We start from the raw sequence: 16,777 nt of genomic DNA on the forward strand, positions 1-16,777 counted from the left end.
GTTGCTAGAGTGAAAAATCCTTTAAAATAGGCTATAATAGACAGTATGAAAGTCTTATTGTATCTAGAAGCAGAAAATTACTTAAAAAAATCTGGTATTGGTCGTGCTATCAAGCACCAGGCAAAAGCCTTGTCCCTTCTTGGGCAAGACTACACCACAAATCCTGATGACGATTATGATCTTGTTCATTTAAATACCTATGGTTTAAAAAGCTGGTTATTGATGAATAAGGCGCAAAAAGCAGGGAAAAAAGTTATTATGCACGGGCATTCTACAGAAGAGGATTTTAGAAATTCATTTATCTTCTCAAATGCGATTGCTCCTTTGTTTAAAAAATATCTCTGCCGTTTTTATGAAAAGGCAGATGCTATTATCACGCCAACGCCTTATTCCAAATTTCTAATTGAGCAGTATGGGATTAAAACGCCCATTTTTGCTGTGTCAAATGGGATTGATTTGGCGCAATATGGGTCTAACCCTGAAAAAGAAGCTAGCTTTAGACGCTATTTTGATATCAAAGAGGGTCAAAAAGTTGTCATGGGGGCTGGTCTCTTCTTTTTAAGAAAAGGCATTGATGATTTTGTAAAAGTTGCGCAAAGCATGCCAGATGTGCGATTTATTTGGTTTGGAGAAACCAATAAATGGGCTATTCCTTCAAAGGTTCGTCAGATTGTGAATGGTAATCACCCTGAAAATGTTATCTTCCCAGGCTATATCAAAGGCGATGTTTACGAGGGCGCTATGACAGGTGCAGATGCCTTTTTCTTTCCAAGTCGTGAAGAGACAGAAGGAATTGTTGTTTTAGAAGCCTTGGCTAGTCACCAACATGTGGTTTTACGTGATATACCAGTTTATCAGGGATGGATAGATGACGAGTCAGCGGAGCTAGCTAGTGATATTCCAAGTTTTAAAGTGGCTCTAGAGAAAGTTCTGGCTGGTGACAGCCAAAAAACAGATGCTGGGTATGAGGTGGCTAAAAGTCGACGGATTGAGTCGGTTGCCCATCAGCTAGTAGCTGTTTATCAAAAAGTAATGGAGTTATAAGATGCGTATAGGGTTATTTACCGATACCTATTTTCCGCAAGTATCAGGTGTTGCGACTAGTATTCGCACCCTGAAAGAAGAGTTGGAAAAGGAAGGTCATGAAGTCTATATTTTCACCACGACAGATCGCAATGTCAAGCGCTTTGAAGATCCGACCATTATTCGACTTCCTAGCGTTCCGTTTGTGTCCTTTACAGATCGACGTGTGGTTTATCGTGGCTTGATTTCATCTTACAAGATTGCTAAACAGTATGATTTGGACATTATCCACACTCAAACAGAATTTAGTTTGGGATTACTTGGAAAGATGATTGGAAAAGCCCTGCGTATTCCGGTTGTTCACACCTATCATACCCAATATGAAGACTATGTTAGCTATATTGCGAATGGTAAGATTATTCGTCCAAGTATGGTAAAGCCTTTACTAAGGGGATATCTGAAAGATTTAGATGGTGTCATTTGCCCAAGCCGTATTGTTCTTAATCTGCTTGAGGGTTATGAAGTCATGATTCCTAAGCGTGTCATTCCAACTGGGATTGCTTTAGATAACTATTGCCGAAAAGATATTCTTTTAGAAGATGTTGAAGCCTTAAAAGACGACTTAGGCATTAAGGCTAATGAAACGATGTTGCTTAGTCTCTCGCGTATTTCCTATGAAAAAAATATTCAAGCGATTATCAATCAGTTTCCACAAGTATTAGCAGAAAATCCCTACATCAAATTAGTTATTGTAGGGGATGGTCCTTACCTTCAAGACTTAAAAGATTTGGCTTCTAGTTTAGGTGTCAATGATCAGATTATATTTACTGGAATGGTTCCACATGATAAAGTAGCTTATTATTATAAAGCTTGTGACTTTTTTATTTCAGCTTCTACTAGTGAAACCCAAGGCTTGACCTATATTGAAAGTATCGCGAGTGGCAAGCCTATCATCGCACATGGCAATCCTTACTTAGATGATCTAATTACTGATAAAATGTTTGGAACTCTCTATTATTCTGAAAAAGAATTAACCGATGCCATTATTGATGCGACGTTAGAGACACCGACCATGAGTAATGACTTGTTGGAAGAAAAACGCTATGAAATCTCTGCCCAGCATTTTGGAAAGTCAGTCTATACCTTTTATCTTGATACTCTTATTGCTCGAAATAGCAAAGGCAATCAAAAGTTGAGTCTCTATCTTAATGGCAATGAAAAAAGTGGTTCAATGAAATTAGTTCAAGGAGCTATTCACTTGCCAAAACGCGCAGTCAAAGCTACTGCCTTAACATCAGTCAAAGTTGTTAAAGCGCCTATAAAGTTGGTTAATGCCATTCGTGATTTTTTAGAAGACTAAGGCACTGTCTTGAGTCAGAGTCAGGCTTTCTAGCTTAACTCTTGGAAATACTTTTTTCGACCGCTTTAAAAGCTGTTTTATAATACTCTAGCTAAGGTTTCTAAAAAGCTCTTACTTTTTGCATCAGGTTTTCTCTTAAACCTTTCTGAAAAAATGGCTTGAATTATTTTCAATTATTGCTATAATAATCTTGAAGACATGTTAGATTAGACTTATCTGTTAAGCGAGTGCTTGTTGGTGGAAAGAGCACACTGATGACTAATGTAATACTCCTTCCTCGGTTTTTATGTAAACATAAAAGGGTGGCTCCCTTATCGCCACTAGAGGTGCATGGCAGTTTTTTTGTCTTGCATAAATTAAGGTGGAACCACGTAGTCTTTACGTCCTTTAGGACGTAAAGACTCTTTTTTTACACAAAAGGAGGCTGTCCTTGAAAAATACAGACGATATTGCTATTCACATCGGTTTTGGGCTTGTAGGAGATTAGTGTAATACTAACAGTTATTAAGAAAAGGAGAGACATATGATTAAGATTTCATTCCCAGATGGCGCTATTCGCGAATTTGAATCTGGCACAACAACTTTTGACATAGCGCAGTCTATTTCAAATTCTTTAGCTAAAAAAGCTTTAGCTGGTAAATTTAACGGACAACTCATTGATACCACACGTCCAATTACAGAAGATGGGGCTATTGAGATCGTGACACCTGACCATGAGGATGCCTTTGAGGTATTACGTCATTCAGCTGCCCACTTATTTGCTCAAGCGGCTAAACGTCTCTTTCCAAATCTCCGTTTAGGGGTTGGACCAGCTATTGCTGAGGGATTCTATTACGATACAGATAATGAAGACGGGCAAATTTCAAATGAAGACCTTCCACGTATCGAAGAAGAGATGAAAAAAATTGTTAAGGAAAACTTCCCATGTATTCGTGAAGAATTAACAAAAGAAGAAGCCTTAGAACTCTTTAAAGACGACCCTTATAAGATTGAATTAATCAATGAACATTCAGGTGATGATAATGGCTTAACAGCCTACCGTCAAGGAGAATTTATCGACTTATGCCGTGGTCCTCACGTGCCTTCGACTGGTCGTATTCAAGTCTTCCACCTTCTAAACGTGGCTGGTGCCTACTGGCGTGGTAATAGTGACAATAACATGATGCAACGTGTTTATGGGACTGCTTGGTTTGATAAAAAAGACCTCAAAGCTTATTTAACACGTCTAGAAGAAGCTAAAGAACGTGATCACCGTAAGCTTGGTAAGGAACTTGACCTCTTTATGATTTCTCAAGAAGTCGGACAAGGCCTACCTTTCTGGCTACCAGACGGTGCAACAATTCGTCGTACCTTAGAGCGTTATATCACTGATAAAGAGCTAGCTTCTGGTTACCAACATGTTTACACACCACCATTAGCTTCTGTAGAACTCTACAAAACGTCAGGTCACTGGGAGCATTACCAAGAAGATATGTTCCCAACAATGGACATGGGTGATGGCGAAGAGTTTGTACTTCGTCCAATGAACTGCCCTCACCATATTCAGGTTTATAAAAACCATGTGCATTCTTACCGTGAATTGCCAATTCGTATTGCTGAACTTGGCATGATGCACCGTTATGAGAAATCAGGTGCACTATCAGGACTTCAACGTGTGCGTGAGATGACACTTAATGACGGTCACCTCTTTGTTACACCAGAGCAAATTCAGGAAGAATTCCAACGCGCCCTTCAGTTGATTATTGATGTTTATGCTGACTTCAACTTGACTGATTACCGTTTCCGTTTGTCATACCGTGACCCTAATGATACTCATAAATATTATGACAATGATGAAATGTGGGAAAATGCGCAAGGTATGCTTAAAGCTGCCCTTGATGAAATGGGTGTGGACTACTTTGAAGCAGAAGGAGAAGCAGCCTTCTACGGTCCTAAACTTGATATCCAGGTGAAAACAGCTCTTGGTAACGAAGAAACTTTATCTACTATCCAGTTAGACTTCTTATTACCGGAACGTTTTGACCTTAAGTATATTGGAGCTGATGGAGAAGAGCATCGTCCGGTTATGATTCACCGTGGTGTTATCTCAACCATGGAACGTTTCACTGCTATCCTTATTGAAACTTATAAGGGTGCCTTCCCAACTTGGTTAGCACCTCATCAAGTAACCGTTATTCCAATTTCTAACGAAGCTCATATCGACTATGCTTGGGAAGTGGCTAAAGCCCTACGTGACCGTGGGGTTCGTGCAGATGTGGATGACCGTAATGAAAAAATGCAGTATAAGATTCGTGCGTCACAAACAAGCAAAATTCCTTATCAATTAATTGTTGGTGACAAGGAGATGCAAGAAGGTGCGGTTAACGTTCGTCGTTACGGCAGCAAGGCAACTCACACTGAAAGCCTGTCAGAATTTATCGAAACCATCTTAGCAGATATTGCTCGTAAATCTCGTCCAGATGTGGATGCTAATTAATATTTTTTTAGAACAGGAAACGACTTAGTCTCTTTTGAGACTAGGTTTTTTAGATGTCTAAAAAGGATTAAAAAAGTTTGAGCAAGCGATTGCATCCTTCTTTTTAGCGTGTTATAATGGCCTAACAATAGCGTAAAATGCAAAAATGAAAAGAGAAAGCAAGAGGAAAAGACATGACCATGATAGAAGTTTCTCATTTGCACAAGAACTTTATTAAGACCGTTAAAGAGCCTGGCTTAAAAGGGGCATTGCGTTCTTTTGTCAAACCTCAGACGGAAAGTTTTGAAGCTGTTAAGGATTTGTCTTTTGATGTGCCTAGGGGGCAGATATTAGGTTTTATTGGGGCGAATGGGGCAGGTAAGTCAACCACCATTAAAATGTTAACGGGTATCTTAAAGCCTAGCTCTGGCTTTTGTCGCATTAATGGGAAAATTCCTCAAGAAAATAGGCAAGATTATGTTAAAGACATTGGAGTGGTTTTTGGGCAGCGCACTCAACTCTGGTGGGATTTAGCTTTACAAGAGACCTATACGGTTTTAAAAGAAATCTATGATGTGCCAGAACAAGATTTTCGTAAGAGTATGGCTTTTTTGAATGAGGTCTTGGAATTAAATGACTTTATTAAAGATCTGGTTAGAACCCTTTCTTTAGGCCAGCGTATGCGAGCTGATATTGCAGCTTCATTACTTCATAATCCAAAGGTGCTTTTTTTAGATGAACCAACCATTGGTTTAGATGTCTCTGTCAAAGATAATATTCGTAAAGCCATCAAACAAATCAATCAGGAAGAAGAAACAACGATTTTATTAACTACTCACGATTTAGGTGACATTGAGCAGCTCTGTCATCGTATTGTGATGATTGATAAAGGCGAAGGGATTTTTGATGGGACTGTTGGTCGATTGAAGGCCGATTTTGGAAAAATCAAGCAATTGCGTTTTGATTTAGCGCCTCATCAAGACTATAAAAACTCGCGCTTTGAAGGAAGTGAAGGCATTAGTCTTCTTCGACAAGATAACTTGCTGGAATTGCAATACGATAGTAGTCTTTATCAAACGGCTGATTTGATTCAAGCAACCATGAGTGATTTTACGGTGAGGGATCTCAAAACAGTTGACGTGGATATTGAAGATATCATTCGTCGCTTTTACAGAAAGGAGCTTTAAATGATCACTTTTTGGAGACGTTACAAACCCTTTGTTAGTGCTGGCATCCAAGAGTTGATGACTTATCGGGTCAATTTTATTTTATACCGTGTGGGTGATTTAATTGGTGCTTTTGTGGCTTTTTACCTCTGGAAAGCTGTCTTTGATACCTCTCATCAGGCCTTGATTGAAGGTTTCTCCTTGTCGGATATGACCCTTTACATTATCATGAGTTTTACGACCACCTTCCTCACCAAATCAGATAGTTCCTTTATGATTGGCGAGGAAGTTAGAGAAGGTAGTATTATTATGCGCTTGCTGCGACCGGTTCACTTTGCAGCTTCCTACTTATTTGTGGAAATTGGTAGTAAACTATTGATTTTCTTATCTCTTGGCTTACCTTTTCTCATCATTTTACTTAGCTTAAAAATCCTTTCTGGAGTCCCGGTTTTAATGGCTATAGCTTCTGTTTTTGCTTATGTCATTAGTCTATTATTGGCTTTTTTGATTAATTTTTATTTTAATATTTGTTTTGGATTTTCGGCTTTTGTCTTTAAAAATCTATGGGGATCCAATCTCTTGAAAAATACTCTAGTTTCATTCATGTCAGGTAGCTTGATTCCTTTGGTCTTTTTTCCAAAGATTCTTGCTTCTATTTTAGGGTTCTTACCTTTTTCATCCCTTATCTACATTCCTATTATGATTGTGATTGGTAAGTTTGATAGGACACAAATTTTAGAATCTTTAGGTCTACAAGTTTTTTGGTTAATAGTGATGTTTGCCTTATCTCAGTTTATTTGGAAGAAGGTTCAATCTCATTTAACCATTCAAGGAGGATAAGATGTCAAAATTAATGAGAATGCACGCTATTTTTATTAAACAGTACCTGAAACAAATCATGGAATATAAGGTTGATTTCTTTGTGGGAGTTCTAGGTGTTTTCTTAACGCAGGGCTTAAACCTTCTTTTTTTGAAAGTTCTTTTTCAACACATTCCTAGTTTAGAAGGATGGACTTTTGAGCAGATTGCTTTTATTTATGGTTTTTCTCTGATTCCTAAAGGAATTGACCACCTCTTTTTTGATAATCTCTGGGCCATTGGACAACGTTTGGTTAGGCGTGGTGACTTTGATAAGTATCTAACACGTCCCTTAAATCCTCTCTTTCATGTACTGGTTGAAACCTTTCAAGTAGACGCTCTAGGAGAGTTATTGGTAGCTGTTTTGCTTCTAGTATCCACTTATTCTAGCGTAGAGTGGACCTATCTTAAAGTTTTTCTCTTTCTGGTCACGATTCCCTTTGCCACCTTGATTTATACCTCTTTGAAAATTGCAACGGCAAGTATTGCTTTTTGGACTAAGCAATCTGGAGCAGTAACTTATATTTTTTACATGTTTAATGATTTTGCCAAGTACCCCATGTCCATTTACCATCCGATTTTACGTTGGGTGATTAGTTTTATGATTCCATTTGCATTTACAGCCTATTATCCAGCGGCCTACTTTTTAAAGGGTCAAGGCCTTCTCTTTAATATTGGTGGACTAGTTTTAGTTTCACTATTGTTCTTAGGACTTTCTCTAAAAATTTGGCACTTAGGTATTGATGCTTACGAAAGTGCTGGTTCATAAAAAAGAAGTTGGGGTTTTCCCAACTTCTTTTTGACTCGTTTAACTTACCAAGCAAAGGCATTGGTAGGAGCTTGCAAATAATCTAACCATTTTCTGTTTTTGAGACAGCATAGGGTCACAGAGATACCAGTCATATCAAGGCTGGTAATGAACTTACCATTTTTGATAAAAGGAAGGTGGAGCCCCTCTAATTCTAAGAGTTGACGGATATCGTTTAGGAAAATACCTTGCTCTAAATCTGTGGTAGTGCCTAAATTATTGACTAAGAGGATGAAATGTTCATCTTCTTGCCAGTGAAATTTGATCTGCAGTTTATTGATAATTTCAACGGCTAGATGCTCAGAAGAAAGAAAAGGAACTGTACGATAGCCCTCTTCCCCATATATACCAATACCATAGGAAATGTGATTGTCATCTAAGTTAAAGAGAGCTTTTTGGGTATTAGGCAAGCTGGCTGATTTTGTTGCAAAACCAATGGTAGCAATTTCTGTAGTCAATTCAAAAGCCATCGCTTCTAGTTGGTCTAAGTTGGCTCCTTCTTGGGCGGCAGCACCAAGGATTTTGTGTAATAAGATGGTGCCAGCTAAGCCGCGGTGTCGCATGCGAAATTGCTTTTTAGGTTCGACAGAAATATCATCGTGCGAGACAATGTAGCGTATATCAAGTCCTTCCTTTCGGGCTTCATGGATCGCTTCTTGAAATTCCTTCAAATCAGCTTCAAAATTTTTGACAATAACAAAGACACCTTTGCCCTTGTCTAAAAAACGGAGCGCTTCTAAAATGTCAGGGGCTTTTGGTGGGGTAAAAAGGGCTCCGTAGATAGCTGCTGACAGCATGCCGTCGCCGACAAAGCCTAAATGAGCAGGCTCGTGACCTGAGCCGCCTCCAGAAAGAATTGGGATAAGATTGGCATCTTGATGGCGATTGTAGATGAGAGGTAGATGAGGAACAGTTGCTAGGTGTGGGTGAGCAGCTAAACTACCTGAAATATATTGTGAAATACTATTACTATCTTGATTTAAAATGGTGACCAAAAAAGTGACCTCCTTACTGAATACTTGTCATAATAATCTGCTTGATATGGTCTAAAGAGGGCGGCTGATTCCCTTGAGCGATGTAGTTTTTGATGATATCAGCTAGGGCTCTAGCATGGTATCGGGTGAGAAAATCAAGGTAGTCAGGCTTCATTTGTAAGAGTCCTTGACCTTGGTATTCGGAAATAATTTTGTTAATGAGCACTTGACAGTAGTCACAAAAGTAAGAATAAAAGTCATTTTGTCCTTTAATATCAAAGAGTTGGGCATAAAAAGGCTTATTACGCTCAAAATAAAAGAGCAATTCTTCTAATAGTTGAAAACCACTGATATAATTGAGGTTATTGGTAACTTGTTCTTGCAGTTCGGTTTCAAAAATCCAGTCTAAAAGCTCGTACTTATCCACAAAATGATTGTAGAAGGTTTGTCTTCTAATCTGAGCTTGATCCATAATATCCACAACTGAAATTTTGTCAAAGCTCTTTATCTCCATTTGCTTTTTAAAGGCTTTAGCAATTGTTTTTTTGGTGATGAGAGAAGTTGCCATCTATTATCCTTTCTTTTAATGATCTTCTGCCATTATACCTTATCAAAGCTTTTTGACAAAGAAAAGGGACATATTTGAAGTTTTGTCCCTTAACTTTCAAGCAAAAGTTTTCTATAATGAAAGCGTAAACAAAAATTGGAGGTAACAGAGATGAAAAAAATTATGAACGATGCCACACAGATTGTTGATGATATGTTAAAAGGATTAGCCTTTATGCATGATGATTTGGTGGAACGCTTAGATGGCTTTGATGTCATTGTGCGTAAAGCTGATAAATCAGGAAAAGTGAGTATTATTTCAGGTGGTGGCTCTGGCCATGAACCTTCTCATGCTGGTTTTGTCGGCGAAGGCATGTTGTCAGCAGCTATTTGTGGAGCTGTCTTCACATCTCCAACACCTGACCAGATTTTAGAAGCGATTAAAGCAGCAGATGAAGGTGCTGGCGTCTTTATGGTTATTAAAAACTACTCTGGTGATATCATGAACTTTGAAATGGCTCAAGAATTAGCTGAGATGGAAGGGATTGATGTCGCTAGCGTTGTGGTAGATGATGATATTGCTGTTGAAAATAGCCTTTATACTCAAGGTCGCCGAGGAGTTGCTGGAACCATTCTTGTGCATAAGATTCTAGGGCATGCAGCGCGTGAAGGAAAATCTTTATCAGATATCAAAGCCTTAGCAGATGCTTTGGTTCCAAATATTAAAACCATTGGACTAGCTTTATCAGGGGCAACCGTTCCTGAAGTGGGTAAACCAGGCTTTGTCTTGGAAGATGACGAGTTTGAATACGGTGTGGGTATCCATGGCGAGCCAGGCTATAAAAAAGAAAAATTACAATCTTCAGCTGTCCTCGCAAAAGAATTGGTTGAAAATGAAAAGGCAACACTTTTCTGTACAACATTTATAAAGTGCTTTTTTCTTTAAGCAATTAATCTCCATGTCATGGGTGTCTGGTAGTTGAGACTGCCATGAATGCGATGGTAATTCCACCAGTGCACATAATCTTTCGTTTTAAGGATTAATTCTTCCAGTGACTGAAAGGTTTCTTGATGAATAAATTCAATTTTGAAAGCGCGATAGGTGCTCTCAGCTACCGCATTGTCATAGGGACAGCCTGCTTGGCTTAGAGAACGATTGATTCCAAAAGCTTCCAACATGTCATCAATCAGCTGATTATCAAACTCCTTCCCACGATCAGAATGGAAGATCTTGACCTTGGTCAGAGCGTAAGGGATGCTCTGAATCGCTTGTTTAACCAATTCGGCGGTCTTATGCCAACCAACTGACAAACCGATGATTTCACGATTGAAGAGATCAATAATCAAGCAAACATAAGCCCAGCTATTACCGACACGAACGTAGGTTAAGTCTGTTACTAAAGCATTTAGAGGCTTTTCTTGATGAAATTGTCTGGCTAAGTGATTAGGAATAGCTGCCACATTCTTCCCTTTTGAATGTGGCTTGAAGGCTGCTTTCTGATAAACGGATACTAAGTTGAGTTTGTGCATGATGCGACGAATCCGACGACGAGACAGCTGGATGCCTTCATTTTCCAAACATTTCTTGATTTTCCTAGCCCCGTATCTGGCCTTACTTTCGAGAAAAATAGCTTTGATATTTTCTTCAAGTTCCGCTTCAGAGACTGGTTTAACAGCCTTGTAGTAATAGCTAGAACGAGGAATGTTCAACCAACGACACATGGCTGAAATGCTATATTTGTCTTTATTAGCAGTGATTACTTCTCTTTTCGTGCCATAATCACCGCCGCTTGCTTTAGGATATCTAACTGCATTTCGAGTTCTTTATTACGCTTTCGGAGTTCAATCAGTTCACGCTGCTCATCTGTAAGATTATCAATAGTTTTAAAGGAACCAGTTGTTTTAGCCTGACGTACCCACTTATCGAAGGTTGATGGGGTTAACTCATATTCTTTGATAAGCTCACTTCGTTTCATCCCTGCATTGTGAAGGTCAACGATTTGTTGCTTAAAGTCATCGGTGAAGTGGCGACGTATTTTTCTAGACATAATATTCTCCTATTTTCTTTAGTGTAGAACACTTTATAAATTCTGTCTAGTTTAGTGTAACCTATTCAAAAAATTAGCTAATAGTTTTGAATTAACAGAAGGTCAAAACTATGGTGTCTTGATTAATGGCTTAGGGGCAACTCCTTTGATGGAACAGTATGTTTTTGCTAATGATGTGGCTAACTTACTGGCTGAAAAAGGTGTTAAAGTAAGCTTCAAGAAAATTGGTGATTACATGACATCAATTGACATGGCAGGTTTGTCATTAACTTTAATTAAACTAGAAGATGAGATGTGGGTAGAAGCGCTTCAATCAGCAGTTACTATCCCAGCATGGTAAGGAGGAGAAGATGCAAGCGCAAAAAGCAATCCAATGGATGACACTTTTTAATGAAAAGATTCAAGTGAATAAAGATTATTTGAGTCAATTGGACACTCCTATTGGGGATGGAGACCATGGTGGTAACATGGCTCGTGGTATGGCTGCTGTGATGGAAAATCTTGAAGGGAAAACATTCGAGAATGCCTCAGATGTCTTTAAAGTAGTAGCTATGCAACTCTTAGGAAAAGTAGGTGGTGCTTCTGGACCTCTTTATGTCTCTGCCTTCATGGGACTGTCTAAGTCTATTGATCAGATGTCTTTAGCAGACGCCTTGCAAGCGGGGATTGATATGGTTCAAAAACGCGGTAAGGCAGAAGTGGGCGAAAAGACCATGGTGGACGTATGGACTCCAGTCATCAAATCCTTGAAAGAAGAAACACTCATAAAAGATGCTGTGGAAGAAATGGTTCTAGCAACCAAAGCAATCCAAGCAACTAAGGGACGCGCTTCTTATGTTGGTGAACGTTCTGTAGGTCATATTGATCCAGGCTCATTCTCTTCAGGTCTCTTATTTGAAGCTATGATAGAAGCAGAGGTGATTTAATGTCAGATTTAGGAATTATTATTGTATCGCATTCTAAGAATATTGCTCAAGGTGTGGTCGATCTTATCTCAGAAGTCGCTACAGATGTAGCCATTACTTATGTTGGTGGCACAGAAGATGGCGGTATCGGTACTAGCTTTGATCAGGTTCAAGCTATCGTTGAGGAAAATCCAAAAGATGAGCTCTTAGCCTTTTTCGACCTTGGTTCAGCTCGCATGAACATTGAGATGGTTTCTGACTTTTCTGATAAAGAGATCATTCTGAATGTTGTTCCAATCGTTGAAGGTGCCTACACAGCAGCAGCTCTAATTCAGGCTGGTGCTGATAAAGAAGCCATCTTAAGTCAATTGCAAGAATTAGCTATTAATAAATAGCAAGGAGATTATTATGAACTTTATTGGAGAATTGTTAGGGACATTTATTCTTGTATTGTTAGGTGATGGGATAGTATCAGCTTGTATCCTAAACAAAACCAAGGCACAAAACAGTGGATGGATTACCATCGTTTTGGGATGGGGTGTTGCAGTAACCATAGCAATATACGTCAGTGGTTTCATGAGTGGTGCTCATTTGAACCCAGCTGTGACTCTTGCCATGGCAGCTACAGGCGCACTAGCTTGGTCACAAGTAGGGGTATATCTACTAGCTCAATTCTTAGGAGCTATGCTAGCGGCATTAGCTGTTTACTTACATTACTTCCCACACTGGAAAGAAACCAAAGATGCAGGGACTATCTTAGCTTGTTTCTCAACTGGTCCAGCCATTCGCCACACTTGGTCAAACTTATTAGGTGAAGCTATGGGGACCGCTGTCTTGGTAATTACGGTTATGGCTATCGGTCCAAGTAAGGTATCTGCTGGTTTAGGTCCGATTATCGTTGGCTTGGTAGTAGTAGCTGTAGGTTTCTCTCTTGGAGCAACTACTGGCTATGCCATTAACCCAGCTCGTGACCTTGGTCCTCGTATCATGCACGCTATTTTACCAATTCCTAATAAAGGGGATTCTGATTGGTCTTACGCTTGGATTCCAGTTCTTGGTCCAATCCTTGGCGGAGTGGTAGGTGCTTTGATTTACCAAATGGTTTTAAACATGATGTAGCAGTCAAAAAAGAGTTGATATCAACTCTTTTTTTGTTTTTAAAAGGTGTTTTTTAGGATTGCTCTGTTTGAAGCTCTATTTTTTAGTATAATATACCCATGGTGCTAGTTAATTTCAAAATATCTCAAATTGTAAGCTAGTATGATTTGTTCAATCCTCAATTGCAGCCCTGTCATGCCCCTAGCCAGTGTTCGTTCCATATCAAAAAGGGACAAAGTTCTGAAAATCTAGTCTCAATGGTTCGTCTCATAGCCATTAGTTTCCAATGATTATGCTGTTTAGCCCCTTCCATATTTTGACGCAAGGGAGTCCAGAGGTGATAGCCATTTTGCTTCAACTCATCTTTCAGCTCACGGTTAAGGTAACCTAAGTCTGCTAAAATGACGGATTGTTCACACCTTTCTAGCAACTCGTAAACTGCCTTAATATCATGAACAGAGGCTGGGCTGACAACATAATTCAGAATGTAGCCTGATAAGGTCACTAGCATGTGAACCTTAAAACCGTAAAACCACATATGTTTAGAGGCGGTGTAACCAATATTAGCTATCCCATTGAAAAGTCTGACCCTGTGGTTACGAATAGATTGACAAAGTGGCAAAGGAAAGCTGTCTATAATAACAATGGTATTGGGAGAAATTTGAGTGTTCATTGCCTGACGAATCACTTGAACCAGCCAAATCAACTGTCTTGCACGCCTATTAAAGCGACTTCTTTCTAGTAATGTACCGCAGGGAAATAGCTGACAAATCCTATAAAAGTGACGTTGTGATTTAATACCTAGTTCAGCTTGTAATAGCAGTAAAACTAGAAGAGATTGGTCTGAAACTTTGGACAGACAGACGTTACGACGGTGTTTGAAGTCTTCCGGACAATAATCTTGATAAAACTGAGAACAAATTTTTGATAATTGATGCATATTCCATTGTAAGTGATGGGATTTAGCTGTATACTGTAAGTGGCTCATTTGGACTAACCTCCTGTTTGTGTAGGCACTTACAGTATAGTCCTTTTGGGCTTTTTATTGTATTTTGAGATTAACTAGCACCACGGGTATAATATAGTTAACTACATAAAACAAAAAGGGTGACAACTTTGTATTTCTTCGTTTTATAAGGTTGAAAAACTTTTCATTTTATAATTACATGGCTAAAAGGAGAACAGATATATTGTCTCAAGTCTATATTCAAGCTGGCTTAAGAAGCCCCATTGGTATTGAAGGCAAACAATTTGCCAAGCCCAGACCAGAACATTTAGGGGCGGAGCTCATTAACCAATTATTAAGGCAAGCACTAGGAGCTATTGATGAGCTTATCTGTGGTAATGCGCTAGGAACTGGCGGGAATATAGGTCGTTTAATGACCTTATACTCTGACTTAGCTCAAACAGTCCCTGCGGTAACGCTTGATATGCAGTGTGCTTCAGCTGGAGCAGCCATTCAGACAGGTTACGCTAACATAAAAGCTGGCTTGGCGGAGCGCGTGCTGGTCGGAGGAATCGAAAGCTCTTCTTTACAACCTGAGAGACGCTATGCACTAGGTGATGATCGTCAAGGGGCTTACCGTGTGGCTCAATTTTCACCAGATTTTTGGGATTCCCTCGTCATGTTTCGAGGTGCACAAGAAGTTGCAAAGCGTTATCAATTCACTAAAGAGGACTTAGATAGCAAGGCTTTTATTAGTCATCAAAAAGCCATTAAGGCTCAAGAAGAAGGTGTCTTAGATAGTTTAATCATGTCACTTGTTAATAAGAAAGACCAGGGCATTCGAGCTAAAATAAGCCAGAAGATGCTAAGGAAAATTCCTCCTATTTTAGGACCGAAAACAGTCATTAGTGCTGGAAATGCCTGCTTGACCCATGATGCTGCAGCTTTTCTCATTCTAGGAAAAGAGAAGTCAGCTTTTCGTATTTGTGATATGGTGACCCTGGCTGGAGATCCTCAAAAGAGTCCACTAATGATTTTGAAAGCCAGCCAAGAAGTGTTGAAGCGACAAAAGCTAAGCATGTCTGATATAGCAGCGATTGAGTGGAATGAGGCTTTTGCTGTCATGGATAGTCTTTTTGAACACCACTTTCCAGAATCTCTTGACAACTACAACATTTTTGGCGGCGCTTTAGCTTATGGCCATCCTTTTGGAGCGTCTGCAGCTATAAATGTTTTGCATCTTATGAAAGCTCTAGAATACAAAAAAGGACGCTTTGGATTAGCAGCAATTGCTGCCGCGGGTGGACAGGGATTTGCTATTTTGATTGAATACATGAAAGGAAGTGCCAATAATTGCTAAATTAGCTTATTGGGCAAGACAGCAACCTGATCAGGTCGCTATTAGTTATGGGCAGACGAGTTTGACTTACAAAGAACTCTTTGAACAGTTAAGCAGTGGCAGTGATCAGGAAATCACGAATCAAATTCAGCCTATTCATGATAGTTGTCCTCTTAGGCAATTGTTGTCTTTTTTAGCCTGTCTCAAGCAAGGCACCAAGCCACTTATCTTACACCCAAGTATCCCTAGAACCTCCTATACTAATATTTTACCTACTAAGCTTAGTGAAATCCCTGAAAAGGCTGATTTTGGTGTCTTGAGTTCCGGTACTGAAGGAGTGGCTAAAGTATTTTGGCGAGCTTGGTCCTCTTGGTCTCAAGCTTTTTGTGAAGTAGAGAGAGTCTTTAAGCTTAGTCGAGATAGTCGCCTTTTTTGCTATGGTAGCCTTAGTTTCACAGGTAATTTAAATCTAGCTTTGACTCAATTATGGTTGGGTGGTACTTTGATTTTGTGTCAGCAACCATCTTTTTTAGCCTGGACTCAAATTTGGCAAGAACGTAAGGTCACGCATCTCTATCTTTTGCCTAGTTTTTTAAAGCGACTTTTGCCTTACGTGACAAAAATAAGTATGACAGGGCGTTACCTCATTACTTCTTCCCAGCATATGCCACAAGAAATTTTAAAAACTTACTACCACAAATGCCTTAGTTTAAGTATTTTCATTTTTTATGGAGCTAGCGAGTTGTCTTATGTGACTTGGTGCGATGGAAAAGAGGTTTTAGCGACAAAAGGATTAGTGGGACAGCCTTTTTCGGACGTTAACCTTACCCTCCGCGATGGCAAGATTTATGTGGATAGCCCCTATATGGTGGAAGGTCTTTCTTTACCTTATAGTGTAGGGGATTTTGGAGAGTGGACTGAAAAAGATTTGATTCTAAAAGGACGTGACCAAGATTGGGTTAATCAATATGGTCTCAAATCTTATTTACCGTCACTTGTGGAAAAAGTATCGCAATTACCTCAGATAGTAGATCTAGCAGCTATGGTAGTTGGTAAAGATAGTGTGGAAGAACACTTGGTCTTATGTCTTGTCTTAAGGAAAAATGTCAGTCTAGCAAGTGTTAAAGAACTTCTGAAGACTATTTTGAGTCCAGCAGAACGTCCAAGACGCTACCTTTTATTAGAAAGATTACCTCTGAATGATAGTGGAAAGGTCGATTATAAGTATTTGACTCAATTGCTTTGAGTAAG

At 39.3% G+C, this 16,777-nt stretch carries 14 protein-coding genes and 3 pseudogenes; 13 read left to right on the forward strand and 4 right to left on the reverse strand.

Annotated elements, in window-relative coordinates:
* Nucleotides 1-45: 45 nt before the first annotated feature.
* From STRIC_RS04225 to STRIC_RS04250, 6 genes are all read left to right on the forward strand, one after another.
* On the forward strand, nucleotides 46-1,044 hold the full coding sequence (locus STRIC_RS04225) for a glycosyltransferase family 4 protein (RefSeq protein ID WP_008088136.1): 999 nt from the start codon (nucleotides 46-48) through the stop codon (nucleotides 1,042-1,044).
* 1 nt (nucleotide 1,045) lies between these two features.
* Complete coding sequence (locus STRIC_RS04230; protein ID WP_008088631.1) at nucleotides 1,046-2,383, forward strand: glycosyltransferase family 4 protein; 1,338 nt, start codon at nucleotides 1,046-1,048, stop codon at nucleotides 2,381-2,383.
* 523 nt (nucleotides 2,384-2,906) lie between these two features.
* On the forward strand, nucleotides 2,907-4,859 hold the full coding sequence (thrS, locus tag STRIC_RS04235; protein ID WP_008088144.1) for a threonine--tRNA ligase: 1,953 nt from the start codon (nucleotides 2,907-2,909) through the stop codon (nucleotides 4,857-4,859).
* A gap of 173 nt (nucleotides 4,860-5,032) precedes the next feature.
* Entirely contained in the window at nucleotides 5,033-6,025 is a 993-nt protein-coding gene (locus tag STRIC_RS04240; protein WP_008088316.1) for an ABC transporter ATP-binding protein, read from the forward strand.
* On the forward strand, nucleotides 6,026-6,844 hold the full coding sequence (locus tag STRIC_RS04245; protein WP_008088489.1) for an ABC transporter permease: 819 nt from the start codon (nucleotides 6,026-6,028) through the stop codon (nucleotides 6,842-6,844). It abuts the gene before it with no gap.
* A gap of 1 nt (nucleotide 6,845) precedes the next feature.
* Nucleotides 6,846-7,631, forward strand: a complete 786-nt coding sequence (locus tag STRIC_RS04250; protein WP_008088329.1) for an ABC transporter permease — start codon at nucleotides 6,846-6,848, stop codon at nucleotides 7,629-7,631.
* A 44-nt stretch (nucleotides 7,632-7,675) separates the two neighbouring features.
* Here the strand turns inward: STRIC_RS04250 and dhaQ are convergent, their stop codons facing one another.
* Nucleotides 7,676-8,665 carry a DhaKLM operon coactivator DhaQ gene (gene dhaQ / locus STRIC_RS04255; protein WP_008088232.1) on the reverse strand — a complete coding sequence of 330 codons (990 nt, stop codon included), beginning with the start codon at nucleotides 8,663-8,665 and terminating at the stop codon, nucleotides 7,676-7,678.
* Nucleotides 8,666-8,678: 13 nt separating this feature from the next.
* Nucleotides 8,679-9,212, reverse strand: coding sequence for a dihydroxyacetone kinase transcriptional activator DhaS (gene dhaS / locus STRIC_RS04260; protein WP_008088171.1), 534 nt, complete (start codon nucleotides 9,210-9,212; stop codon nucleotides 8,679-8,681).
* Nucleotides 9,213-9,362: 150 nt separating this feature from the next.
* Here dhaS and STRIC_RS04265 point away from each other — a divergent pair.
* Nucleotides 9,363-10,082 (forward strand): annotated as a pseudogene (locus STRIC_RS04265) (dihydroxyacetone kinase subunit DhaK); the annotation flags it as partial.
* 50 nt (nucleotides 10,083-10,132) lie between these two features.
* On the opposite strand, the gene STRIC_RS04270 reads toward STRIC_RS04265, so the two are convergent.
* Nucleotides 10,133-11,238, reverse strand: a protein-coding gene (locus STRIC_RS04270) for an IS3 family transposase (RefSeq protein ID WP_156033570.1) whose coding sequence is annotated in 2 segments (ribosomal slippage) — nucleotides 10,133-10,962 and nucleotides 10,962-11,238 — 1,107 coding nt in all. Because the reading frame shifts where the segments join, the coding sequence is not laid out codon by codon here.
* Nucleotides 11,239-11,299: 61 nt separating this feature from the next.
* Between STRIC_RS04270 and STRIC_RS04280 the strand changes: the two are divergent.
* From STRIC_RS04280 to STRIC_RS04295, 4 genes and pseudogenes are all read left to right on the forward strand, one after another.
* Nucleotides 11,300-11,578: pseudogene (locus STRIC_RS04280) on the forward strand (dihydroxyacetone kinase subunit DhaK); the annotation flags it as partial.
* 10 nt (nucleotides 11,579-11,588) lie between these two features.
* Nucleotides 11,589-12,164 carry a dihydroxyacetone kinase subunit DhaL gene (gene dhaL / locus STRIC_RS04285; RefSeq protein WP_008088494.1) on the forward strand — a complete coding sequence of 192 codons (576 nt, stop codon included), beginning with the start codon at nucleotides 11,589-11,591 and terminating at the stop codon, nucleotides 12,162-12,164.
* Nucleotides 12,164-12,538 carry a dihydroxyacetone kinase phosphoryl donor subunit DhaM gene (dhaM, locus tag STRIC_RS04290; protein WP_008088620.1) on the forward strand — a complete coding sequence of 125 codons (375 nt, stop codon included), beginning with the start codon at nucleotides 12,164-12,166 and terminating at the stop codon, nucleotides 12,536-12,538. The genes dhaL and dhaM overlap by 1 nt, the downstream gene beginning before the upstream one ends.
* A gap of 13 nt (nucleotides 12,539-12,551) precedes the next feature.
* The gene (locus STRIC_RS04295; protein WP_008088146.1) at nucleotides 12,552-13,262 is read left to right on the forward strand and encodes an MIP/aquaporin family protein; all 711 of its coding nucleotides are present in this window, start codon (nucleotides 12,552-12,554) and stop codon (nucleotides 13,260-13,262) included.
* Nucleotides 13,263-13,366: 104 nt separating this feature from the next.
* On the opposite strand, the pseudogene STRIC_RS04300 reads toward STRIC_RS04295, so the two are convergent.
* Nucleotides 13,367-14,229 (reverse strand): annotated as a pseudogene (locus tag STRIC_RS04300) (IS982 family transposase).
* 202 nt (nucleotides 14,230-14,431) lie between these two features.
* Here STRIC_RS04300 and STRIC_RS04305 point away from each other — a divergent pair.
* Both STRIC_RS04305 and STRIC_RS04310 read left to right on the forward strand, forming a co-directional pair.
* A complete protein-coding gene (locus STRIC_RS04305; protein ID WP_008088255.1) occupies nucleotides 14,432-15,547 on the forward strand; it encodes an acetyl-CoA C-acyltransferase in 1,116 nt (371 codons plus the stop codon).
* Nucleotides 15,531-16,772: an AMP-binding protein gene (locus tag STRIC_RS04310; protein ID WP_008088401.1), complete on the forward strand. Its 1,242-nt coding sequence runs from the start codon at nucleotides 15,531-15,533 to the stop codon at nucleotides 16,770-16,772. Before STRIC_RS04305 ends, STRIC_RS04310 begins: the two co-directional genes overlap by 17 nt.
* Nucleotides 16,773-16,777: the final 5 nt, after the last annotated feature.

Source organism: Streptococcus ictaluri 707-05 (assembly GCF_000188015.2).
Classification (GTDB): Bacteria; Bacillota; Bacilli; order Lactobacillales; family Streptococcaceae; genus Streptococcus; species Streptococcus ictaluri.